General features: G+C 54.1%; 25 protein-coding genes and 1 tRNA gene. 13 read left to right on the top strand and 13 right to left on the bottom strand.

Annotation, left to right across the window (positions count from 1 at the left end; all coding sequences use genetic code 11):
* Positions 1-28: 28 nt before the first annotated feature.
* Together trmFO and ACR0IO_RS08250 are read right to left on the bottom strand one after the other, a co-directional pair.
* Positions 29-1,369, bottom strand: coding sequence for a methylenetetrahydrofolate--tRNA-(uracil(54)-C(5))-methyltransferase (FADH(2)-oxidizing) TrmFO (trmFO, locus tag ACR0IO_RS08245; protein WP_480740700.1), 1,341 nt, complete (start codon positions 1,367-1,369; stop codon positions 29-31).
* Between the two features lie 234 nt (positions 1,370-1,603).
* Positions 1,604-2,407: an enoyl-CoA hydratase gene (locus ACR0IO_RS08250; protein ID WP_480740702.1), complete on the bottom strand. Its 804-nt coding sequence runs from the start codon at positions 2,405-2,407 to the stop codon at positions 1,604-1,606.
* A gap of 58 nt (positions 2,408-2,465) precedes the next feature.
* Here ACR0IO_RS08250 and ACR0IO_RS08255 point away from each other — a divergent pair, with 58 nt between their 5' ends.
* Positions 2,466-2,909 carry a PaaI family thioesterase gene (locus ACR0IO_RS08255; RefSeq protein ID WP_170330444.1) on the top strand — a complete coding sequence of 148 codons (444 nt, stop codon included), beginning with the start codon at positions 2,466-2,468 and terminating at the stop codon, positions 2,907-2,909.
* A 59-nt stretch (positions 2,910-2,968) separates the two neighbouring features.
* Here the strand turns inward: ACR0IO_RS08255 and ACR0IO_RS08260 are convergent, their stop codons facing one another.
* Positions 2,969-3,196 carry a DUF1127 domain-containing protein gene (locus ACR0IO_RS08260; protein WP_170330442.1) on the bottom strand — a complete coding sequence of 76 codons (228 nt, stop codon included), beginning with the start codon at positions 3,194-3,196 and terminating at the stop codon, positions 2,969-2,971.
* A gap of 98 nt (positions 3,197-3,294) precedes the next feature.
* On the opposite strand from ACR0IO_RS08260, the gene ACR0IO_RS08265 reads away from it, so the two are divergent.
* The 3 genes from ACR0IO_RS08265 (at position 3,295) to rpsI (ending at position 5,813) form a co-directional block, all read left to right on the top strand.
* Entirely contained in the window at positions 3,295-4,698 is a 1,404-nt protein-coding gene (locus ACR0IO_RS08265; protein WP_480740704.1) for an aminotransferase-like domain-containing protein, read from the top strand.
* Positions 4,699-4,862: 164 nt separating this feature from the next.
* Positions 4,863-5,321 (top strand): 50S ribosomal protein L13, encoded by a 459-nt coding sequence (gene rplM, locus ACR0IO_RS08270; protein WP_039536983.1) that lies wholly within the window; start codon positions 4,863-4,865, stop codon positions 5,319-5,321.
* Positions 5,322-5,327: 6 nt separating this feature from the next.
* Entirely contained in the window at positions 5,328-5,813 is a 486-nt protein-coding gene (gene rpsI / locus ACR0IO_RS08275) for a 30S ribosomal protein S9 (RefSeq protein WP_039535473.1), read from the top strand.
* Positions 5,814-5,896: 83 nt separating this feature from the next.
* Here the strand turns inward: rpsI and ACR0IO_RS08280 are convergent, their stop codons facing one another.
* The 10 genes from ACR0IO_RS08280 to ACR0IO_RS08325 all read right to left on the bottom strand — a co-directional run bounded on the left by ACR0IO_RS08280 (position 5,897) and on the right by ACR0IO_RS08325 (position 16,021).
* Positions 5,897-6,952, bottom strand: a complete 1,056-nt coding sequence (locus tag ACR0IO_RS08280) for an SGNH/GDSL hydrolase family protein (protein WP_480740867.1) — start codon at positions 6,950-6,952, stop codon at positions 5,897-5,899.
* Positions 6,953-7,207: 255 nt separating this feature from the next.
* A complete protein-coding gene (locus ACR0IO_RS08285; RefSeq protein ID WP_480740705.1) occupies positions 7,208-8,368 on the bottom strand; it encodes an ABC transporter substrate-binding protein in 1,161 nt (386 codons plus the stop codon).
* 29 nt (positions 8,369-8,397) lie between these two features.
* Positions 8,398-10,284 (bottom strand): AMP-dependent synthetase/ligase, encoded by a 1,887-nt coding sequence (locus tag ACR0IO_RS08290; protein ID WP_480740707.1) that lies wholly within the window; start codon positions 10,282-10,284, stop codon positions 8,398-8,400.
* A 5-nt stretch (positions 10,285-10,289) separates the two neighbouring features.
* Positions 10,290-11,063 carry an ABC transporter ATP-binding protein gene (locus ACR0IO_RS08295; RefSeq protein WP_480740708.1) on the bottom strand — a complete coding sequence of 258 codons (774 nt, stop codon included), beginning with the start codon at positions 11,061-11,063 and terminating at the stop codon, positions 10,290-10,292.
* A complete protein-coding gene (locus ACR0IO_RS08300; RefSeq protein WP_170330431.1) occupies positions 11,060-11,824 on the bottom strand; it encodes an ABC transporter ATP-binding protein in 765 nt (254 codons plus the stop codon). The genes ACR0IO_RS08295 and ACR0IO_RS08300 overlap by 4 nt, the downstream gene beginning before the upstream one ends.
* Positions 11,821-12,918: a branched-chain amino acid ABC transporter permease gene (locus tag ACR0IO_RS08305; RefSeq protein ID WP_480740711.1), complete on the bottom strand. Its 1,098-nt coding sequence runs from the start codon at positions 12,916-12,918 to the stop codon at positions 11,821-11,823. The genes ACR0IO_RS08300 and ACR0IO_RS08305 overlap by 4 nt, the downstream gene beginning before the upstream one ends.
* A 4-nt stretch (positions 12,919-12,922) precedes the next feature.
* On the bottom strand, positions 12,923-13,798 hold the full coding sequence (locus ACR0IO_RS08310; protein WP_155143195.1) for a branched-chain amino acid ABC transporter permease: 876 nt from the start codon (positions 13,796-13,798) through the stop codon (positions 12,923-12,925).
* Between the two features lie 76 nt (positions 13,799-13,874).
* Entirely contained in the window at positions 13,875-14,903 is a 1,029-nt protein-coding gene (locus ACR0IO_RS08315) for an alcohol dehydrogenase catalytic domain-containing protein (RefSeq protein ID WP_480740714.1), read from the bottom strand.
* A 229-nt stretch (positions 14,904-15,132) separates the two neighbouring features.
* Positions 15,133-15,720, bottom strand: coding sequence for a hypothetical protein (locus ACR0IO_RS08320; protein ID WP_480740716.1), 588 nt, complete (start codon positions 15,718-15,720; stop codon positions 15,133-15,135).
* A 211-nt stretch (positions 15,721-15,931) separates the two neighbouring features.
* A tRNA-Ser gene (locus ACR0IO_RS08325) sits at positions 15,932-16,021 on the bottom strand.
* A gap of 123 nt (positions 16,022-16,144) precedes the next feature.
* Between ACR0IO_RS08325 and ACR0IO_RS08330 the strand changes: the two genes are divergently transcribed.
* The 9 genes from ACR0IO_RS08330 to proB all read left to right on the top strand — a co-directional run bounded on the left by ACR0IO_RS08330 (position 16,145) and on the right by proB (position 22,791).
* A complete protein-coding gene (locus ACR0IO_RS08330; protein WP_480740719.1) occupies positions 16,145-16,987 on the top strand; it encodes a DUF2059 domain-containing protein in 843 nt (280 codons plus the stop codon).
* Entirely contained in the window at positions 16,987-17,796 is an 810-nt protein-coding gene (locus ACR0IO_RS08335; RefSeq protein ID WP_480740722.1) for a DUF2059 domain-containing protein, read from the top strand. The genes ACR0IO_RS08330 and ACR0IO_RS08335 overlap by 1 nt, the downstream gene beginning before the upstream one ends.
* Before the next feature lie 207 nt (positions 17,797-18,003).
* Positions 18,004-18,621 carry a 50S ribosomal protein L21 gene (locus ACR0IO_RS08340; protein ID WP_170330422.1) on the top strand — a complete coding sequence of 206 codons (618 nt, stop codon included), beginning with the start codon at positions 18,004-18,006 and terminating at the stop codon, positions 18,619-18,621.
* 11 nt (positions 18,622-18,632) lie between these two features.
* Entirely contained in the window at positions 18,633-18,902 is a 270-nt protein-coding gene (gene rpmA, locus ACR0IO_RS08345; protein ID WP_050602452.1) for a 50S ribosomal protein L27, read from the top strand.
* An 84-nt stretch (positions 18,903-18,986) separates the two neighbouring features.
* Positions 18,987-19,487 (top strand): GNAT family N-acetyltransferase, encoded by a 501-nt coding sequence (locus ACR0IO_RS08350; protein ID WP_480740726.1) that lies wholly within the window; start codon positions 18,987-18,989, stop codon positions 19,485-19,487.
* Positions 19,484-20,092, top strand: a complete 609-nt coding sequence (locus tag ACR0IO_RS08355) for a LysE family translocator (protein WP_155143189.1) — start codon at positions 19,484-19,486, stop codon at positions 20,090-20,092. Before ACR0IO_RS08350 ends, ACR0IO_RS08355 begins: the two co-directional genes overlap by 4 nt.
* A complete protein-coding gene (locus ACR0IO_RS08360) occupies positions 20,089-20,625 on the top strand; it encodes a GNAT family N-acetyltransferase (protein ID WP_155143188.1) in 537 nt (178 codons plus the stop codon). The genes ACR0IO_RS08355 and ACR0IO_RS08360 overlap by 4 nt, the downstream gene beginning before the upstream one ends.
* A gap of 37 nt (positions 20,626-20,662) precedes the next feature.
* Complete coding sequence (gene obgE, locus ACR0IO_RS08365) at positions 20,663-21,697, top strand: GTPase ObgE (protein WP_170330417.1); 1,035 nt, start codon at positions 20,663-20,665, stop codon at positions 21,695-21,697.
* Positions 21,685-22,791, top strand: coding sequence for a glutamate 5-kinase (gene proB / locus ACR0IO_RS08370; protein ID WP_480740732.1), 1,107 nt, complete (start codon positions 21,685-21,687; stop codon positions 22,789-22,791). The genes obgE and proB overlap by 13 nt, the downstream gene beginning before the upstream one ends.
* Positions 22,792-22,814 lie beyond the last annotated feature (23 nt).

Here is a 22,814-nt window from a genome sequence, read left to right on the forward strand (position 1 = left end):
TTAGGCGTTCGCCGCTGGCCTCGTCCAGTCAGCAATGCGCCAGCCAGTCGGTCCATGCGGCTTTGGCGCGATCTGTGTATGCCTTATAGCGATCCTTGCGGCCGCGACGCCCACCTTTCAGGCCATCAACAGGTTGGAACAGTCCGAAGTTCACGTTCATAGGCTGAAAGGTCTTCGCTTCGGCCCCACCGGTTATGTGATGGATCAAAGCGCCCATTGCGCTGTTCTGCGGAACCGAAGGCAGGGTGTGCCCCAGTATTTCCGCTGCTGCCATCCGGCCAGCCAAAAGCCCCATCGCAGCACTTTCCACATATCCTTCAACACCAGTAATCTGACCGGCAAAGCGAATGTTTGGCTTGGATTTCAGCCGCATTTCAGCGTCCAGCAAGGTCGGTGAGTTGATGAACGTATTGCGGTGAATACCACCTAACCGGGCAAAGCTTGCGTTTTCCAGCCCCGGAATCATGCGGAACACTTCGGTCTGCGCCCCGTATTTCATCTTGGTCTGGAAGCCGACGATATTGAACAAGGTGCCCAGGGCATTATCGCGCCGCAATTGAACAACCGCATACGGTTTGACATCGGGCTGATGCGGATTGGTCAGACCTACAGGCTTCATCGGGCCGTGGCGAAGGGTTTCCCTGCCTCGCTCTGCCATGACTTCGATTGGCAGGCAGCCATCAAAGTAACCAGCAGTTTCGCCTTCATGAAACTCGGTTTTGTCTGCTGCAAGCAAGGCATCTATGAACGCTTCGTACTGATCACGGTCCATGGGGCAATTCAGATAAGCCGTTCGCTCTTCTTCGGTTTCGCCCTTGTCGTATCGCGATTGCATCCACGCCTGACTCATGTCGATGCTCTCGGCATACACAATGGGTGCAATTGCATCGAAGAATGCCAGTGACTCAGCGCCGGTTTCGGTTCGGATGGCTTCACCCAAAGAGGGGGAGGTCAGCGGACCGGTGGCAAAAATCCAGTGACCTTCACCGGGAAGCGCATCGACTTCCTCATTCGTGACACTGACCCGGGGGTGATCATGTAGTTTGGCTGTCACTGTCTCAGCAAATGGATCACGGTCAACCGCCAATGCCCCGCCAGCAGGCAGACGATGCGCATCTGCGGTAGTCATGATCAGACCATTGGCTGCACGCATCTCCCAGTGCAGCAGCCCGACGGCGTTTTGCTCGTCATCATCTGAACGGAAGGAGTTCGAACACACCATCTCGGCCAGGTTTCCCGTTTGGTGTGCGAATGTCTCAACCTTAGGCCGCATTTCATGGATGACGACATCCACGCCCATTTCTGCGGCTTGCCAAGCAGCCTCGGACCCGGCCATGCCGCCGCCCACGATATGCAATTTCTGTGTCATAAGCTGCCACATAGGGCAGAGTGCAGGCATGCGCAATGACGCAGTGCAAGAACCATATTTGTCATGAAATCTTGGGGTCGCCGCTGCGGGGATGTCTGTGCCGGTGAGAGAGACCAGCCTGGAGGGACCTTCCGCCCACGGCGACCCAAAAGTGTTTCAGAGCCTCAGCCCTGTCTCAGCATTGCCACAGTGTCGCCCTTTTGAAAAGTGCAAAAATGCGAACACTTGATAAAATTATGTATCATCTTTTCGCAATTGAGACCAATTTGGTGATCGTTTCTCAATAAATGCAGAAATTCCTTCTTCGGTATCCCGATGCAGCATATTCTCGGCCATTACGTCTCCGGTATAGGCATAAGCCTGATCTATTGGCATCCGAAGTTGCTGATAAAACGCTTGTTTTCCGACCTTGACGGCCGACCCCAATTTCGTCGCTAGCTGTTCTGCCAACGAGACCGTTTCATGTTCCAGCAGCATTTCGGGCACGACGCGATTGATTAGACCCAATTCGGCTGCACGTTCGGCTGAGATAAAATCGCCTGTCGTCAGCATCTCAAATGCTTGTTTACGTGGAATGTTGCGGCTCAGCGCGACCATTGGCGTTGAGCAAAACAATCCGATGTTTACGCCATTTACGCCAAATCGCGTACCTTCGGCAGCCACCGCCAGATCACAGGTCGCAACCAATTGGCATCCAGCGGCTGTGGCGATGCCATGAACCTGAGCAATCACAGGCTGGGGCAGGGACTGTATGGACATCATCATTTTTGCGCAGCGGCTGAAAAGGTCCTGAAAGTAGGCAAGCCCACCATCTTCACTCTGGCGTCCCGCAGTCATTTGCTTGAGATCATGACCGGCACAAAAGGCCTTGCCCTCACCCGAAAGGATTACTGCTCGGATCGATGGGTCGTCCCGCAATGTGTCGAATTCGCTTTGAAGTGCTGCAAGCATTTCGTCACTCAGGGCATTCAGGCGCTCCGGAGTGTTCATTTTTAGCTGAGCGACCGCGCCTGTGTCGTTACGTTCCAGAATTGCCATCTTGCCCTCCCGCTGGCTGTCGGGCCAACTCTAGGTCGGCAAATCGATGAGGGAAAGCATGTCGTTGGCGATGAACAAACAGGAATTGTCGGAATATCTTGCGCAGGTTTTTCCGCAGGTGCGCGAAGACTTTGTTGTCGAAGAGCTGACCGACGACACAATTACAATTCGGCTAGTGGTGCAAGAACGCCATTTGCGTCCCGGTGGCACCGTATCAGGCCCTTCGACATTCTCGCTGGCTGATGTAAGCGTCTATGCCATGGTTCTTGCCCGAATGGGTCGTCAGTCGCTGGCAGTAACGACCAATAGCTCTTTGGATTTCCTGAGAAAACCAGATGGGGGCGTTGATATGATCGCCAAATGCAGATTGCTGAAGCTCGGCCGAACTCTGGCTGTGGGAGACGTGCTGATGTATTCAGATGGGTCAGACAAGCCAGTCGCAAGGGCGACCATGACCTACTCACTTCCACCTGCAGGATCAGCGGCAGCAGCGTTCGGATAAAAATGGCCGGGGACAAGCCCCGGCCCAGGAAGAGGTCCCGAAATGGGACTGGGGATTAATCAAGATAGCCAAAAGTAACGGCGCTTCTCGCGGTCGGCCTGATAACGTGTCAGTCCGACGTCACGCAGCAGCCTGTCGTCCAGTTGGCCAAGGTTTACGCGGCTGCGGCGCCGGCGTTCCCATTGTGTGACAGTCGCCGCAAACCGCACGGCCAGTGCGGCGATAATCGGCAGCCGGGGACTGTCGTTCAGCAGCATGAGGGCGGGGTTGTGCATTGCGCGTGTCATGTCATAGTCCTTTCAAATTGTATTGACACAAAGTATAAATGCTCGGTACATATGCTTGATACATTCGGAATTGTGTCGAAATCAAAGGAAGAATTGTAATGGATACAATTTGGCCCGAGGCGTTACCCAAAGCAAAGGGTCCAAAGTACACTTTGGTTGCAGATACGATACGAAAAGCTATCGAAAACAAAACACTGGGGGTAGGGGTTAAGCTACCTCCGGTACGGGAGCTTGCGTATCGATTGAAGATAACTCCCGGGACAGTCGCGCGGGCCTATACGATTCTGACAGACGAGGGTTTGCTACAAGCCGAGGTCGGGCGTGGTACATTTGTGGCGCCACCAAAATCCCCGATCCTGGATGATGTGTGGTCACGCCAATTGCATCTGCGCGATGACAAGTATGATGCGAATGTTAGCTTGTTCAGCCCTCGATTGCCTGATGCAGGGCAGGTGTCTCTGATCCGAGAGTGCATGGCTAAAGTTGCGCAGGGCGATCCGCGCATGTTCATGAACTACCCGACGCGAGATGCGTATCAGCCCGTTCGGCAGGTCGTAGCCGACTGGCTGTCTGATTTGCCTTTGGGGGTGGTGACCGCTGATGACATTGTTCTGACACACGGGGGACAAAGCGGTATCTGCGTCGTTTTCCAAACAGTCCTGAAGGGGCCGAAACCCATCGTACTGGTCGAAGATCTGTCTTACGCAGGATTCCGGCGGGCAGGGGAGTTAATGAGGGCAGAGGTCGTCGGCGTCAGAATGGACAAGTGGGGCATCAGTGCCGAGGCGCTGGACCATGTACTTCGCCAGACCCCAGCACAGGCAATATGTGTCTCACCTGAAGTGCAGAATCCCACTGGCGGTCACACTCCGCTGGAACGTCGGAAAGAAGTGATCGAAGTTGCGCGGCGCCATGATGTGCAGATCATTGAAGACGACTGTTATCGTATGGGTGATGCGCGGGCTCCAAGTTATCGGGCGCTTGCTCCGGAAAGGGGTTGGCATGTCTCGTCAATCTCAAAAACACTTACACCTGCCCTACGTGTCGGGTTCGCGATTGCGCCAAAAGAGCGAAGCGGGGATCTGCGTCGCTCAGCGGAATATGGCTATTTCGGACTGGCACAGCCATTAGCTGAATTGACCCGGCTGTTACTCAGTGATCCTCGGGCTAGGCAGCTTGCTCAGGATGTCCGTACAAAAATGGGCGAGTATGTCCGAGTCACAGTTAATGCTTTGGGCGGCTTTGATCTGAACTGGGATTCCGAAATACCCTTTGTCTGGCTCAACTTACCATCGGGCTGGAGGTCAGCAGCATTTAGCCGGGCAGCAGAGAGAGAGGGCATTCAACTTAGATCAGCGGATGAGTTTGCTTTGCGTGACGGTCGTGCCCCAAATGCCGTGCGCATCGCAATGAATGGTCACGTCACTCTGGATCAATTTGAAGATGCAATGCTTCGCTTGCGTGCCCTGTTGGATAATCCACCTGAGCAAATCAGCGTTTGAATGTGGGGTACTATAATACCTAATTTGTAAGTGACTGTTTATGCTTAATAATATCAATATTGATGCGCTTGACGTGCGCAGCGGCACACTCTAAATACGCTCCATCGAATTCGGACCGGTCTGCATTCAGGCCGGTCTTTCACATCAAACAGGACTATCCTGCCATGAAAACCTTTTCTGCAACACCTGCAGACATCGACAAGAAATGGATCCTGATCGACGCCGAAGGCGTTGTTCTGGGCCGTCTTGCTTCGATCGTCGCCATGCGCCTGCGTGGCAAGCACAAAGCGTCGTTCACCCCGAACATGGACATGGGCGACAACGTCATCGTGATCAACGCTGACAAAATCCAGATGACCGGCAAGAAGCGCGAAGAGAACTTCTACTGGCACACTGGCCACCCGGGCGGTATCAAGTCGCGCACCAAGCAGCAGATCCTCGAGGGTGCACACCCCGAGCGCGTTGTGACCCAGGCGGTCAAGCGCATGCTGCCAGGCAACCGTCTGGCGCGTCAGCAGATGACCAACCTGCGCGTTTACGCCGGTGCCGAGCACCCGCACGAAGCCCAGGCCCCCGAAGTTCTGGACGTTAAGTCCATGAACAAGAAAAACACCCGGAGCTAATGACCGATGGCTGATCAGATCAATACTCTCGAAGAGCTGAGCGCCGTCGCAGGCGTTGAAACCGTGGCCGAAGAAGTCATCGTACGTGAACCCGTACGTGACGAACTGGGTCGTTCGTATGCCACCGGCAAGCGTAAAGACGCTGTTGCCCGCGTTTGGATCAAGCCGGGTTCCGGCAAGGTAACCGTGAACGGCAAAGACCAGGACAAGTACTTCGCTCGTCCCGTTCTGCAGCTGATCCTGCGCCAGCCGTTCCAGGTTGCTGGTGTTGAAGGCGAATTCGACGTTGTTGCAACCGTCAAAGGCGGTGGCCTGACCGGTCAGGCCGGTGCGGTCAAGCACGGCATCTCGAAAGCACTGCAGCTGTACGATCCGTCGCTGCGTGGCGCACTGAAAGCCGCTGGCTTCCTGACACGCGACAGCCGTGTTGTTGAACGTAAGAAATACGGTAAGCGCAAAGCGCGTCGTTCGTTCCAGTTCTCGAAGCGTTAATTCGCTCCGAAACAAATTTACATTGGCGGTCGCGCAATGGTGCGGCCGCTTTTTTTGTTGAATGTTTCGGAAAGCGCTCGCCTCTAGTTCGAGTAGTTCGAAACCAATGGCTCCAGCGCATCATAGGCTATATCGGCGACGACGCGATTGCCTTCTGCATTCAGATGCCCATCAAATCTGTAATAGAGCTCGGCCTTGTTCTCCGCATAGTTTTGCGCAAGCACAGGCAGGGTAGCAATCCAATCGATCTCATTCTCCGATGAAAATTCTTCGAACATCTGATCGGGCAGATCTGGATTTACATCTGGAACAACTTCACCACTTGCCTTCTGCAAGACCTGAAACAATTGCGGCACAGACAGCACAACAAAATCAGCACCGTGTTGCGAGGTGAATTGTTTCGCTCTCATGAGTATATCTTTGGTTGTGTCCGCTTTTGTCTCCATTTTCTCCGAAGGCGGATTCTCAAAGAATGCCTTTCTCGGAGTCATAAGGTAGAGACGTCGATAGGCAGCGTCGGTCCCCATCATCATCCGCTTCAACAAAGTGACGGATTGGAAAGAAGACTTCTTACTACCGCCGGTCTGGACGACAGCACGGGCATCACCACGCGCCTGATCCTGACCATCGACATTCTGAATAGGTCGATTAGCAAACAAGTCATTTGGCAGGAATGTGAGTAGGACGATATCTGGTTGATAGGTCTCAAACAGGCGCTCCAGATACAGGACCTGTTGAGATGTATCGAATCCCGGCACGCCAGCATTGATCACCTCGACGTCCAAGCCTTCCTGTTTGAAACGGTTTGCAAGCAGCTCTGGCCATATGTCGTCGAAGTGATTTGCTGCCCCAAAAACAAAGGAGTCCCCGACTAAAAGTACTTTGGTTGCAGTGGCTTCTGAGTTCGGTCGACTGTCTAAAGACGCATTTCTGAAACCACGTTCGTCCACGATATATTCCACACTGAATTCAGGGGCGGTAACTGCGGCATGAGTGTTCGGCCGGTTCAGGTGGCCTGTAACGGGGTCTTTGATGCCCAGAGTTTCACCTACCAGATAGGTGGTTCTGACCGTTTGTGGAAAGAACTGGCGGACAATCACCTCAATAAGAGCGAATAGAACCGCGGAAAAAATCAGCACCAAGACGGTGTTCTTCAAAAACTTAACCATTTGAACTCGCAACCTGGAAAAAACAACAGGACTTTGACTTTATCATATCTACGGACACACTTTGTATCACTTGCCCGAGTTCATCGGGTGAAGCGTGAACTGTATGCTCCTGTAGAGATTCTTGGGGCGTGAGCGACGCCTCGTCAAGTGCGTAGGATGCTTACCCGCCGAATAAAAACGCGGAGGATGAGCGCCCTGCAGGATAAACAGGGCACTCAGAAAAGCTCACTCTTCGTAAACCATCTTCCAAGCACCGTTTTCCACGACGCTTACATAGACTGAATCAGCCCCCTGATGGTCGTCTGGACCGAATGTCATGTGGTTTCCGACCAGATCATCCTGATAGTCCAATGTTTCCATTGCGGCGATAAAGCTCTCTTGCGTCAGATCCGGTCCAGCAGCCTCTAGGGCTTTGACCATCATTTCAGCGGCCGCATATCCGAGCATCGAGAAACCAACAGGGTCTTCTCCGGTCGCCGCTTTGTATTCTTCGATAAACGCTGCCGGGGCGGGTTCATCCGCACGCGCCCAGAGATCCTGCCACGAGGCGGCAGCATAGAAGCCGTCCGTGACACCCCCGGGAACTTGCGCCACAACAGTCAGGAAGCTGGCGGAAGTTCCGAGGAACTTCATGTCTTCCAGTCCCATCTTCTTGGCGGTTCCGACGACTGTAATCGCCTGACGAACACCAAGGGCTATTGTAACGATATTGCAGCCTTCTTCTTTAAGCTTACTAAGAGAGCCGACAAAATCGGTCTCGTCCGGTTTGTGGGTCGTCTCTGCCGCAAAGGTAATTCCGGCCTCTTCGGCACCTGCATGACTACCTTCCAAAATCTCTTTTCCAAAATCGGTCGGCAGATACATGGTACATACATTTTGGCCGCCGAATTCGGCAGCGAGATACTTCACCCCGACACGGGCTTGGTCGTAGTAGCTGGAGAACGACGTAAACTTGTTATCCATCGGTTCCTGCAGCATCTGACGCGCCGCAGAGAGAGGAGCGACATTAGGAATACCTTTTGGATCCAACAGCTTGAAGCCGGCCAGATTCATCGGAGTTCCAAGCGATTGCAACATGGCGAAAACCTTGTCGCGATTCAGAAGCTTGTTATAGCCCTGCATCGCGCGCGGCATCTGATAGCCATTGTCTTCAACCACATAGCGGATCGTGCGACCGTGTACGCCGCCTTCAGCATTGACCCGATCGAAAACGACATTCGCGCCCTTGATTGCCGGAACACCGACCGCAGCGAAAATACCACTCAGATCATTGACGGAACCGATGACGATTTCATCGTCGGTGACGCCTTGGGTTTCGGCCATTGCTAGCCCTGCTGTTGCGGTCAAAGCGGTCGCAGTCGCCAGTCTTTTGAAGACGTTCTTCATGTTATTCCTCCCTTTAGGTCATCCCTTATCTAGTTGTACATCTCCTCGATGAGATGTCCGTGCTTCTTTTCAACGAAGCTGCGTTTCAGTTTCATGGTCGCGGTTAGCTCGTCATCTTCTGCCGTCAGCAATACATCGATCAGACGGAAGTCCTTGATCTGCTCGACCCGAGCGAACTCTTTGTTCACGGCCTTAACTTCTTGCTCTACAAGGTTTTTGATCTCCTGCGCGGCACACAAAGAAGCAAAGTTGGAGAAGGGGACCTTTCGGTCCTGAGCAAATTTTTCGACGTTTTCCTGATCGATCATAATCAATGCGGTAAGGTACTTACGACGATCACCTATGATGACTGCATCTGAGATGTAGTGACTGAATTTCAGTCGGCTTTCGATTTCGGCAGGCGTGATGTTCTTACCACCAGCTGTGATGATGATGTCTTTCAACCGTCCGGTGATCGTGACGAATCCATCGTCATCGACGTGCCCCATATCTCCGGTTCGCAACCATCCATCTGCGGTAAATGTCTCCGCTGTCTTGGCGTTGTTGCGCCAATAGCCTTGAAACACATTCAGGCCTTTGACCTGAATTTCACCCTCGTCAGAAATACGCAGGTCGTTGCCAACCACAGGTCTGCCAATTGTGCCAATCTTGTTGTTTTCGGTGGTGTTAATTGTTGCGATCCCAGCGGTTTCTGTCATCCCGAAACCTTCGATCAATGGAACACCAATCGCCCAGTACCATTTCAGCAATTCAGGTGAGATCGGAGCTGCGCCAGTCCCGCCGCGGCGCAGTTTATCCATTCCCAGCATCCGCCTTAGATTGCGAAGAACTAACCGATCCCAGAGCCAGTATTGGGCTGAAACGGTGGCGGGAACGGGTTTGTTTTCCAGAATATACTCCGCACGTTTCATACCAGCCTTGAGCGCCATTCCAAACGCTGCACGACCTGCCGGAGTGGCTTCTTGCGCCAGGATCAATACCTGTGAATAGATCTTTTCCCAGACCCTCGGCACAGCGGTGAATGTTGAAGGGGAAACCTCTTGCAGATTGGTAAAGACCGTCTCAGGGCTTTCTGCGAAATTCACTGTGCATCTGGCAGCGAGCGGAAAGTAGATTGAGACATCACGCTCAAGGATATGACACAGCGGCAGGAAGCAAAGCTGCTCATCAGAGGCGTATGTTGCCAGGCAATGTGCGCCCGCTTCGATTGCGGCCATGATGTTCTCATTGCTCAGCATCGCGCCTTTGGGCTTGCCAGTTGTACCTGATGTGTAAATCAGCAGCGCAGTATCCTGTGGCGACGCCAGCGCTATTTCAGCTTCAAATAGCCCGGACTGTTCGGCTTCTGCCTGCTGGCCAAGAGCATAGAGATCGTTGATCATCATGCAGCGGGGATGATCAAGGTCATGCAGACCTTCATCTTCGAGAATGATCACCTTGATAAGGTCAGGGACCTCGTTTTCAATCTCAAGAAACTTGTCCAGTTGCTCTTCGTCTTCAACGATCAGAAACCGGCTGTCGCTGTCATTGATCAGATACTGAAGCTGATTGGCTGAATCAGTCGTGTAGACACCCGATGCGATCCCGCCGACGCATTGAATGCCCATATCAAACCAGGCCCATTCCTTGCGATCTTCGGAAAGGATCGAGACGACTTCCCCGCGCTGCAATCCCATTTTTCTCAACGCAAGCCCGATCCACTTGGCATGATGCCAATAGTCGGCCCAGGAGTAGGATTTCCAAATACCGAAGTCTTTCTCACGATGGGCGGTACGATCACCAAGTTCAGCGCAGCGTTTTTGAAACAGACCACTGATCGTTGTGCAGCCGTCAACGTGCAGCGGTCGTTGACCCGGCGTGGCATTGAATTCAACACCATTGATGACGGTTTGGGCGGGCAGGGCTGCCATGTTCATTGTGCTCACCTCCACGTCTTTTTTCGCTTCCAGCGGCGGTTTTCTCTCGAGCCTTTTTCTTGAACGCCGAGATAAAAGTTTTGGATGTCTTCGGACTGCATCAAGATATCCGCAGCACCATCCATGACGATGCGACCGACCTCCATCACATAGCCATGATGTGCCAGTGCCAGTGCTGCATTTGCATTCTGTTCAACAAGCATCATCGTCATGTTTTGCTCATGATTCAGGCGACTGAGAATGCCGAAAATTTCCTGCACCAGCAGGGGGGACAAACCAAGCGATGGTTCGTCCAGCAACATGATCCGTGGGTTTGCCATCAGGCCGCGACCAATGGCCAGCATCTGTTGCTGTCCACCTGACAGTGTTCCGGCCTCTTGATGGCGGCGTTCTTTGAGGATGGGGAAATAGCTGAAGACCAAATCCCGATCGTGTTCGATCTGGCCTTTGTCTGATGACGTGTACGCACCAAGGCTCAGGTTCTCGTCCACGGTCAGCAGGGGAAAGACCTCGCGACCTTCTGGAACATGTACGATGCCTTTTTGAACAACTTTGTGCGGTTCTGATCCCTGAATGTCCTCACCATCAAAGTTGATGGTACCTTTTTCAGGATCCATTACGCCGGACACCGTTTTCATCAGCGTTGTCTTGCCAGCGCCATTTGCCCCAAGGATCGACACGATTTGCCCATCATGCACGTCCAGCGAAACCCCGCGTATGGCCATGATGGGGCCATAGAAGCTTTCGATATTGCGGATTTTCAGAATGGGTTCGCTCATGATGCTTTACCCAGATAGGCTTCTACAACGGCCGGATGGGATTGAACTTCGGCAGGCGTTCCCAGAGCCAACTTGGCACCGTCGGCCATGGCAAGAACCCGGTCTGAAACCCCTGAAACCAACCCCATGTCATGCTCGACCATCAGGACGGTGATCCCCATCTGTCGCCGGATATCGTCGATCCACCAACGCATATCCGTGGTTTCTTCGACCGACAGACCCGAGGCGGGTTCATCAAGCAACAAAAGCTTGGGGTCAGTGGCCAGCGCACGTGCGACTTCCACAACCTTGCGGACCCCGTAGGGCAGGCCTGAGATCATCTTGTCCCGGAAGGCCTGTAGGTCGAGAAAGTCGATGATTTCCTCAACCTTTTCTCTGTTCTCTATCTCCTGCCGACGAACCGATGGTGCAAACAGAATTTCAGAGATTAGGTTGGTCTTGCGATGGCGATGACGTCCGACCAGAAGGTTCTGTAAAACCGTGGCGTGTTCGAACAACTCGATATTCTGGAACGTACGCGCAACTCCATAGGCCGCAACACCCGAGGGTTTGACCGCCAGAAGATCGTGCCCATCATATCTGATGGATCCCGCAAAAGGATCATAGAACCGCGAGATCAGGTTGAAGACAGTAGATTTGCCCGCACCGTTCGGCCCGACGATGGCGAACACCTCGCCTTCTTCAACCTCAAAAGACAGATCGTTCACTGCCGTCAGGCCACCGAATTTCAGAGTGACGTTTTCAAACTCCAGCAGACTCACCTCAGACGCTCCGTCTTCAGATACGACTTCTGCCGCCGGAACATGTCTTTGCGATAGAAGGGGAACAGTTCAAACCAAGTACGGATCTTGAGCCAACGACCGTAGATACCCATCGGTTCGAACAGGATGAAGCCGATCAGGATCATGCCGAAAATGCCGAACTCCAACCCCGGAATGGCGACTGTGCCTCCACCAACAATGGCACCGACATATTCTTTGGAGATTGAAAGAAACTGCGGCAGGAACCCAATGACGATGGCCCCAAGGAAAGCACCGTGGATCGAACCCAATCCGCCGATCACAATCATCATAAGCAGCTGGATCGAGATGACGACGCTGAACGTCTCGTTGTTGAATGCGCCGGCGTATAGACCCATCAAAGCGCCAGCCCAACCTGTGACCGCGCAGGACAGTGCGAATGAGATCATCTTGGTCCGCGAAATGTCTACGCCCATTGCCTGAGCAGACACTTCGGAGTCGCGGACGGCGATGAAGCTGCGCCCTAGCGGTGCCCTCAGCAGATTGATGTACCCAAGAGTGACAAGAACAGTGATCGACAGAACCAGCCAGAAGAACTGATCCGGGGTCGCCCAGCGATCAACCAGATGACCGAATATCTCAACGCCACCGAGATACTTACCAGCAACTCCACCTGTAATGGGCTCAGCCAAAACGATTACGTCATCCATGAGTATGGATAGAGCAAGCGTAAAGATAGCAAGGTAGATTCCATGCAAGCGCAGGGCAGGGATGGCGACTGTAACGCCGGCTATTCCGGTCAATATACCGGCCAAAGGAAAGGCGATAAGAAACGGAACACCAGCCTCGATCAGGATGACATTCGCATAGCAACCGAAGGCCAGAAAGGCAGCGTGCCCAAGGCTGACTTGTCCGGTATGCCCGGTCAGGACCATAAGTCCCAGCCCGGCAATCGCCCAGATCAGTACGTTAGTCAGCTCGCCCAGATAGAACTCGTCCAGCCACCAAGGAGCGGCCGCAACCACAGCCAGCAAGAGCAGGTAGAGGCTCAGCTGATACCCGTCCTTCCAGGGACGGATATCCTGCATGTAATTGGTCTTGAATACTATGCGCATGTATCTAGACCTTTTTGACCCGAACCTGACTGAACAATCCGTGGGGACGGAAGATCAGGACAGCCAGCAATAGCGCGTAAGGGGCGATCTGGCTGTAGCCGGCGGCGATATAGCGGCTGGCGAAGGGCTCAATCACACCAACAATCAATCCGCCGGCAAGTGCACCGGGAAGACTGCCGAACCCGCCGATTACCGCAGCGGCAAATGCCTTGATACCCAAAAGACCGGTGGTTGGGTCAACAGAGCCTTTAGCCGCAAACAGAATGCCTGCTATACCAGCAACCACCCCGGCCAAGGCCCAAATGAACCCCTGAACCCGCTTGACCGGGATGCCCATATAGTAGGCGGCAAGCTGGTTTTGCGACGCTCCCTGCATTGCAAGGCCCAGCTTTGTTTTGCTGAAGAAAACGTAAAGACCCCAGGTCAGAAGAACCGTGACCACGATGACCGCGACATCCTCCATCCCGAGGACAAGGCCACCAAATCGCACTTCTTTTCCGGCAAGTGGATTTTGCAGTGTTTGGGGTTCGTGGCCCCAGATCAATCCGGCGACAAAACGAATAACAAAGCCCAAAGCGATAGTCAGAATGACAACGGCTGTCTGGCTCTCGCCAAAGAGGCGGCGGATGATCAGGCGATCAAGCAGATAGCCTAATGCACCCATGATCCCCAGTGAAATTGGTAAAGCCAGCCAGAACGGCAGACCCATATATTCGGTGTTTGTCAGTCCGATCGTCACGAAGGCACCCAGCATCATGAAATCGCCCTGCGCGAAGTTCACTGCCTCGGTCGCCTTGTAGATCAGTACAAATCCCAGTGCGATAAGGCCATAAACACAGCCATTCGCCAGCCCGCTGATCAACAGCTGCGCATTATCCAAGCTCTCCTCCCTATACCGGTACGTCCGGCGTCATTTGCGCCCCGGTTCTCCTCCAAAAAGCCGGGACACTTTTCTACTATGGCGTGATAATCACCTTTCCGTCACTCTTTTTTAGTGCTGTCACAAGATTTGGTACGACATCCTTGAGTGCAAGGCGTTCAGAAACATCAGTTTTCCAACGCCCGTCGGCAAATCTGGCCTGAACTTCTCCTACCACGCGCATTTGATCCGCAGGCGGGGTCGACATCATCCATTGCGTCAGCCAGAACCCTTCGATGCGTTTGTTCATGAAAATCAACTGACCCATTTGTGTCAGCTTCGGCAGCTCGGTGCTTAGCTTTCCGTAGCACACCCAGCGCGCACCGTTCGGCATGGCGCAAAACACCTGCTCGGATATCTGATCAGCGACGGCGTCCAGAAAAACGCGTGGCTTCAGTTCTGCGCTGAGTTTGGCAAACTTTGACACCATGTCAGGATCGGTCGTGGCCAGGACCTCTGCCGCGCCCAATTCCCTGAGCGTCTCTGCCGTCTCAGCACGGCGAACCAGCGCGATGGGATGCAATCCCAAATCCCGTCCCAAGCTGCACATCAGCTTACCCAACTGGCTGGTTGCTGCGGACAGAACGAAGGCATTGCCAGCGCCTTGGGCGATATCGACCATTGCCATCGCGGTCAGGGGGTTCACGATTTGCGCCGCCCCGTCCTCGTCCGAAATTTCCGGGCGCAAAGGGATACACATCTGAGCTTGCGTCACGATGTATTCGGCCCATGCCCCAGATCCTGCGGCCACAAACGCAACCCGCTGGTCCTGCAATGCTTCGGCACCGGTTCCGGTGGCGACCACATCACCGCAGCCTTCAAATCCTGCTGGCATTCCCTTGATGCGCGGCTGGCCGTATTCGCCTTTGATGAAATGAATATCGGATGGGTTAACCGACGCCGTACGCAAACGGATGAGAACTTGTCCGGGGCCGGGCTTTGGCACCGGGATTTGCGCGGCTTCCAGCCAATCAGCGGCGTCTTCAATCACAGGCCCCGTGGCCGTATTCGAATAGCCTTCAAATTTTTGAATAACCGCGGACATTGATGAGGGGATAGGGGACATGAGTGCATCCTCGGCTTTGCAGTTGTTGCCGCGCGACAGGGAGGAAAAAGGCTGGTCGCCCGTGTCGATGCAAATATGATCGCACCCATCCCCAGATATTTTCGCGGCAGAATTGATCCGAGCCAAACAAATGCGCCGCTCTGCGTCAATTATTCTGTCCCATAACGTAGCGGAACGGCCCCGAATGACAGAAGAGTTCGGGCCGGCGGATCACACCGGCCCGAAAAAGTTATTGCTGAGTCAGCAAATTGCGAAGTTCCTGAATTTTCTCGACCACAGTGTCGGGTGCTGCTTTGATATCATCCAGAATCTTGATGGCCTGCGTTTTAATTTCTTGCGTCAGCGAGCTTTCCTGCACAGACGCGACCATCTTTTCATAGTCAAACTGCTGCGCAGTCAACATGCCGTCCTGAATCCAAGAGTTGAAAAGCTCCTGTCCTTGGCTAGTTAGGGCCGCAACCTGATCGCCTGCCTGATTGGCAAGGTCGGTTGCTGTATCCGTGGCCTGATTGGCCAGATCTGTGGCAGTATCGCTTGCTTGATTTGCCAGATCTGTTGCGGCTTGACCGGCCTGTTCAGCGGCTGCATTTGCTTGATCGGCGATGCTGGACGCAGCTTCGCTTGCTTGTTCAGTCGCTGAATTGAGCGCATCACTGGCTGCTTCCTGCGCTGCAGATGCAGCTTCACCGACCGCATCGCTTGCATCTTCGGCAGCTGATTGAATTTTCTCGGCCGGTGTTTGTTCTGGTTGGTTTACATAATAGTAAGCGCCGATGCCGATCACGGCGATGACGACAATAAGGATTAGGCGGGACATGACGATCTCCTTTGGAATATGTGCCGCTGAGATGGAATAAAGCTATGTGACTTCAAAGGGGAAAACCCCGGAAACCTTTTCATATCCGGGATTTGAGCTATGCGACGCTGATCAGGCTGTATGATGGTGGCAACATCACGCCACTCGCCAAAATAGCGAGTTGAAATGCAGTGATTTCCAACACTTGAATTGACATGCCAAGGTAAGCTTATGGCGGAGAGACAGGGATTCGAACCCTGGGTCGGCTTGCACCGACAACGGTTTTCGAGACCGCCCCGTTCGACCACTCCGGCACCTCTCCGCGGGGGTCTGTGAGGGGGGGATTTAGTGATGAACGCGCAGGGGTGCAAGCAGAAAATTCCTGAAATTCGCAATCGATGGATTTTCCATTGCCTGTCCTCGGAAAAGGCCTAGGCTGAAGCCTATGACATACAGCATCCGCTACATGATTTTCTGCCTGGTTGTGCCGATGGTGGCACTCGTTTCAAACCCAATGCCGGTTGAGGCTGCAAGCCGGGACCGAATTGAGGCCTTTTTGACTACGACAGGGTTTGATGTCGCCCTCGAGAGTATTGCGCTCGCTTCTGCCTCGGCTCCGCAAATGCTGGGCATCGACCCTGATGGTTTCGGGGCCGATTGGACGCGCTTAACCGAAGAAGTTTTCGATACCGAGGAGATGCATGAAACTGCTGTATCGATTCTCGAGCAGACGCTTCGCGACGAAGCGCTAAACCATGCCGTCGAGTTTTACGCCTCAGATCTTGGACAACGATTGGTCGAGGCGGAAAATGCCTCGCATATGGTCGAAGATGATGACGCGAAACAGCTTGAAGGGCAGGAAATCATCTCGGATCTCGTCAGATCAGGATCAGATCGCGTCGAAGGCCTGAAGAGGATGAACCGCGCAATCGATTCAAGCGATACGTCGCTGCGCGCGTTACAGGAAATTCAACTGAGGTTCCTTCTGGCCGCAAGTGCTTCGGGTGTCATAGATCTGCAATTCAGCGGGGATGAACTTCGTGAGGTGTTGCGAAGGAACGAGGCTCAGATGCGTCAGTCGATCCAGCTTTCAGCTTTGGCCGGCGCAGCTTACACCTATCAGGACTTCTCGGACACGGATATTGACACCTATGCTGCTGCGCTTGAACAGCCATTGATGCAGGAAGTTTATGAACTTCTGAATGCCATTCAGTACGAAATCATGGCGATGCGGTTCGAGGTTCTTGCAGCCAGAATGGCGGAACTGCGTCCGGCACAAGATATATGATGCGTCTGATCGCAACCTTCGCCTCTGTCATCCTGCTATGGGTCGCGCCCGTTTCGGCCAGTGAAAATGTCGAACGACTGGCCATAGCGATGCAGTTGGATCAGGTCGTTGAGATTTTCCGCGAAGAGGGGCTGGTTCAGGGACGCGAGCTGGATGAGATGCTTCTAAGCGGGGCCGGCGGGACATTCTTTCATGCGCAGGTTGATGATACATTTGACTCAACCTGGATGCGATCGAAGATAACCGATGCTCTTGGCGCAAGGATGAATGACAAGCAGCTGGAACAAGCAGCGATCTTCTTCGAAAGCGATCTCGGCAAGACCATCGTCGCATTGGAAAATTCGGCACGCCGTGCCTTTTCGGATGAGACGGTCGAGGAAATGGCTCAGTCTTCATACGAAGATATGGACAGAGAGTCCGAGTTCTTTCGGCTGATTGAAGAATATATCGAGATCAACGATCTGATCGAACGCAACGTACAGGGTTCTTTCAGTTCCGATTACAGGTTCTTCCGCGGTATCATGGACGGGCAGGGGATCGTTGGTGATGATGGCGAGATGCTGGCCGAGCTTCTTGCGCAGAAAGACGAGACCGAAACTGTGACCCGCAATTGGTTGTATTCGTTCTTGTTACTGGCGTATCGGCCACTGAACGAAGCCCAGATGCGTGAAAACATCGCTTTTTCCAGAACCGATGCAGGGCGGGCATTGAACGACGCCCTGTTCATTGGTCTTGACGAGATGTTCAACGAGACTTCATACCAGCTTGGAATGGCTGTTGGGCGTGTTGTCGGGGCATCCGAATTGTGATGCAGGTTCTGGGTTGACTTTCCACCCGAATATTTAGATAAGCGCGCATCCCGGCCGGAATCTCCGCGCCGGGTCTCGTTATTATTTGACCTATGGGGTTCGCTCCGGGGTCGTCACACAGCCCGAAAAGGGCGCGCTGTTCGAGGTGGCCTAGGCCAAAACACCCGATTGGGGACCACAGAACGCGGGTATGAAAAGGAAAGACGCATGTTTGCGGTCCTCAAGACTGGCGGCAAGCAGTACAAGGTTCAGGCGGGTGATATCCTCCGCGTTGAAAAACTGGCTGCCGACGCAGGTGAAACTGTTCAATTCAACGACGTTCTGATGCTGGGCGGTGATGCTCCGGTTGTTGGTGCACCTTTCGTCGAAGGCGCAGGCGTACAGGCCGAAGTGATCGAACAGATCAAAGGTGACAAGGTCATCAAATTCGTCAAGCGCCGTCGTAAGCACAGCTCGAAGCGTACCGTTGGCCACCGTCAGAAACTGACTCTGGTCAAAATCACCGACATCCTGTCGTCGGGCGCTGACAAGTCGGGCATCAAAGCTGCAACCGGTTCGGCTCCGGCTGGCGAAGCTGCTCCTGCAGCGAAAAAGCCTGCCAAGAAAGCTGAAGCCAAAGCAGAAGCACCCGCTGCAACTGCTGCCGCTGATGATCTGACCAAGCTGAACGGTGTCGGCCCTGCCGCTGCCAAGAAGCTGGCCGAAGCCGGTATCGAGAGCTTTGCTGCTCTGGCCGCCTTGTCGGACGAGCAGATTGCTGCTATCGAAACGGTCAAAGTGAAACCCGAGTGGGTTGAGCAGGCCAAAGAGCTGGCCAAAGGCTAAGGAGAGAGAGAATGGCACATAAAAAAGCTGGCGGTTCCTCCCGTAACGGTCGCGACTCAGCGGGTCGCCGCCTTGGCGTGAAACTGTACGGTGGCCAGGCTGCCATCGCAGGCAACATCATCGTACGTCAGCGCGGCACCAAGTTCTGGCCGGGCGAAGGCGTAGGCATCGGCAAAGACCACACCATCTTTGCAACTGTCGATGGCGCCGTGAAGTTCCACAAGGGACTCAAAAACCGCACCTTTATTTCGGTCCTGCCAGTGGCGGAGGCCGCAGAGTAAGCCGAAACCCAGAAGGTTTAAGAAAATTTCATGGGGGACCGGCACAAAGTGCCGGTCCCCTTTCTCGTTTTCAGGAGTGGTCTTATGACCGAAGTGATTAAAACAGAGCGTCTTGTCCTGCGTCGGTTCCGGCGTGAGGATTCGTCGCGTCTGGTCACACTTCTGAACGACCTCGAGGTGGCGCGGTGGCTGACAGTAGTACCGCACCCCTATGAGGATACGCATTCGGCCGAATTCATCGACACCATGGCCAATGAACACGATGCCTTTGCCATTACTAAAGACGACGCTTTGGTCGGCTGCATCTCAACCGGTTCCCAGTTGGGCTATTGGGTCGAGAAAGGATCGTGGGGGCGGGGCTTCGTCACCGAGGCCTGCCGCGCGATGATTGCACGGTTCTTTCGGTCCGATCGGTCCGAGCTCACGTCTGGTTATCACCTGGGCAATGAGCGATCCAAGTCCGTTCTGACGAAGCTTGGGTTCAAACCTGACGGCCAACACGCAGCAACAGTACGATCTACCAACGAAGATGTGACCATTCAGGACGTGCTTTTGACACGCAGGGATTGGGAGGCGCAGCAATGACAGTCGCCACAACCAGTTTCCTGATTTTCGCTGCAAGTCAGGTCGGCACGCCAGGTCCTGCCAACATGGTTTTACTGGGCACGGGTGCGCGGTATGGGTTCCAAGCCGCGCTGCCGTTTGTGGCTGGTGTCATCTTGGGCAAACAGCTGATCATCTGGCCGGTAGGTTTTGGTCTGCTTCAGCTCGCGGATCAGGCGCCGATGGTCTTTACGGTCCTGAAATACGCCTCAGCGGCGTATATCTGCTGGCTGGCCTGGAAGATCGCCAATCTGCGCCTTTCACGCAGTGAGACTACCGGAGAAGTGCCCGGTTTTTGGGCGGGTTTGATTGTTCATCCCCTTAATCCAAAGGCTTGGGCCATGATCATTGCCGGGTTTACCGGGTTCGTTGCGGCTGGCACGCCCACCTTTAACGCAACGTTCACGATCGCTCTCTGTTTATTGTTTTGTCAGGTGATTTTACACCCGATCTGGACATTTGCCGGAGATAGAATTGCCCACGTGGTTGAAGGTAGACCCGCGGAAAAATATCTGATGTGGACGTTAGCGAGTCTCACTGTTGCGTCCGTACTTTTTGTGTTGTTCGGAGGAGGAACGCACTCATGAAACTTGAGACAATAATAAATCAGCCGGTCATAGAAACCGAGCGGTTCGATCTGCGCCCATTGCGCCGTTCGGATATGGGTCTCATCGAGCATTATGCAGGCGATGAGCGTGTTGCACGCATGACCACAACCATTCCGCATCCGTTACCGCCCGGTTCGACCGAGGCTTTTGTAACGCGTGCGATGTCGGAAGAGCGGGAAGAGGACGTTTGGGCCATGGATGCCACCAAGGATGGTGGACCAGAGCTGATTGGCCTGATCTCGCTTCAGGGTCTCGACCGCAATCAGTCCGAAGTGGGCTATTGGGTTGCTCCGCTCTATTGGAATACCGGTATCGCTTCACTGGCGGTCGAAGCGTTAGTTCTGGCCAACCCGCTGGAAAACTCGAACATGTTCGCCAGCGTGTTTCAGGACAATCCGGCGTCGGCCCGGGTGCTGACTCACTGCGGGTTTGAATACCTTGGTGATGCGGAAAGCTATTCGGTGGCGCGCGATGCAAATGTGCCCACCTGGACGTACAGTAAAAAACTCTGACTTGTGGCCGATGGGGCCTTTGCATTAGGGGACAGTCATGAAATTTCTCGATCTTGCAAAGGTCTACATCCGGTCCGGGGCCGGCGGTGGCGGGTGCGTCAGCTTTCGGCGCGAAAAGTACATTGAATACGGCGGTCCCGACGGCGGCGACGGCGGTAAGGGCGGGTCCGTCTGGGCCGAAGTTGTGGATGGGCTGAACACCCTGATCGACTTCCGTTATCAGCAACACTTCTTTGCCAAGAATGGCCAACCCGGTCGTGGCCAGCAACGTACTGGCAAGGATGGTGATGACATCGTCCTGCGTGTACCCGTCGGCACCGAAATCCTTGATGAGGACGAGGAAACCGTCATTTGTGACCTGACCGAGGTCGGTCAACGTGTTCTGCTGGCCAAGGGCGGAAATGGCGGCTTCGGAAACCTTCATTTCAAATCCGCCACCAATCAAGCGCCACGCCGTGCCAATCCCGGACAGGGCGGCATCGATCGCACCATCTGGCTGCGACTTAAGCTGATTGCCGATGTGGGTCTGCTGGGTATGCCAAATGCCGGCAAATCAACCTTCCTCGCCGCAACTTCCAACGCGCGTCCGAAGATTGCCGATTATCCGTTTACAACTCTGCACCCAAACTTGGGTGTTGTAGGTGTCGATAACGTCGAATTTGTGGTGGCCGACATTCCCGGCTTGATCGAAGGTGCACACGAAGGGCGCGGCATTGGCGACCGGTTCCTGGGGCATGTCGAACGCTGCGCCGTTCTGCTGCATCTGGTTGATGGCACCTCTGAAACCGTGGCTGAAGACTATCGAACAATCATTCATGAGCTGGAAGCTTATGGTGGTGAGTTGGCGGAAAAGCCGCGGATCACAGTATTGAACAAAGTTGATGCTTTGGATGAAGAAGAGCTCGAACTCGCCAAGACTGAGCTGGAAGAAGCTGTCGGTGGCCCCGTCATGACGATGTCTGGCGTAGCTCATCTGGGCGTCACAGATGTGTTGCGTGCTCTACGCGCGCAAATTGATGAAAATCGCCTGCGGCAAAAGCCCACTGAGGAGGCGCAGTCTTGGCAACCCTAAGCACTGCCAAACGCCTGGTTGTCAAAATCGGGTCTGCACTGCTTGTAGACCGCGAAACGGGATTGCTGCGCTCAGACTGGTTGCATTCACTGGCGCAGGACGTTGCTTGGCTCAAGGGGCAGGGGACGGATGTTATTCTAGTTTCGTCAGGCTCAATCGCTCTTGGGCGTGGGGTTCTTGGATTGCCTTTGGCAAATCTACCGCTGGAGCAGTCTCAGGCCGCCGCCGCTGTAGGCCAGATCAAGCTGGCGCGTGCCTATGAAGAGGCGCTTGCCCCGCATGAGATCAAAACGGCTCAGGTATTGGTAACGCTTGAGGACAGTGCGGACCGGAGGCGATACCTGAACTCTCGTGCCACTTTGGAAACTCTGCTAAGCCTTGGCGTTGTGCCGATCGTTAATGAAAACGACACAGTTGCGACGGATGAGATCCGATATGGCGATAATGATCGTCTGGCGGCACAGATTGCGGTGACAGTGGGTGCTGATCAATTGATCCTTCTGTCGGATGTGGATGGGTTCTATTCTGGCAATCCTAACGAAGATCCCACCGCCACGCGCTACGAAGTGATTGACCAGATCACGCCCGAGATCGAAGCGATGGCCGGTGATGCCGGTTCTGGATTGTCCAAAGGTGGCATGAAAACCAAATTGCTGGCTGGTAAGATGGCTATTGCCGCCGGTTGCGATATGGCGATCACTGAAGGATCCCCGCTGAACCCTCTGAAAACGCTTGAAAATGGTGCGAACTGCACCTGGTTTACCGCTACGCTTGATCCGCACGCGGCCCGCAAGCGCTGGATTTCTGCTATGAAGCCACGTGGAGAAATCACCGTAGATGAAGGTGCTGCGCGGGCACTTGCGAATGGTAAGAGCTTGCTGCCCGCTGGTATCGTCGAAGTGACCGGCGATTTCGGGCGCGGTGATCCGGTAGCGATATTAGATCCTGATGCACGGCGGCTGGCACAAGGTCTCAGCCGCTATACTGCGCAAGAAGCCGATGCCATCAAGGGGCGCAAATCCTCGGAAATCGAGGCCACATTGGGTTATCCGGGCAGGGCTGCTTTGGTTCATCGTGACGATCTGGCTCTTTAAAAACGCGAACTACTAATCAGAAT

The sequence above is a fragment of the Ruegeria sp. CE12 genome, assembly GCF_056537525.1.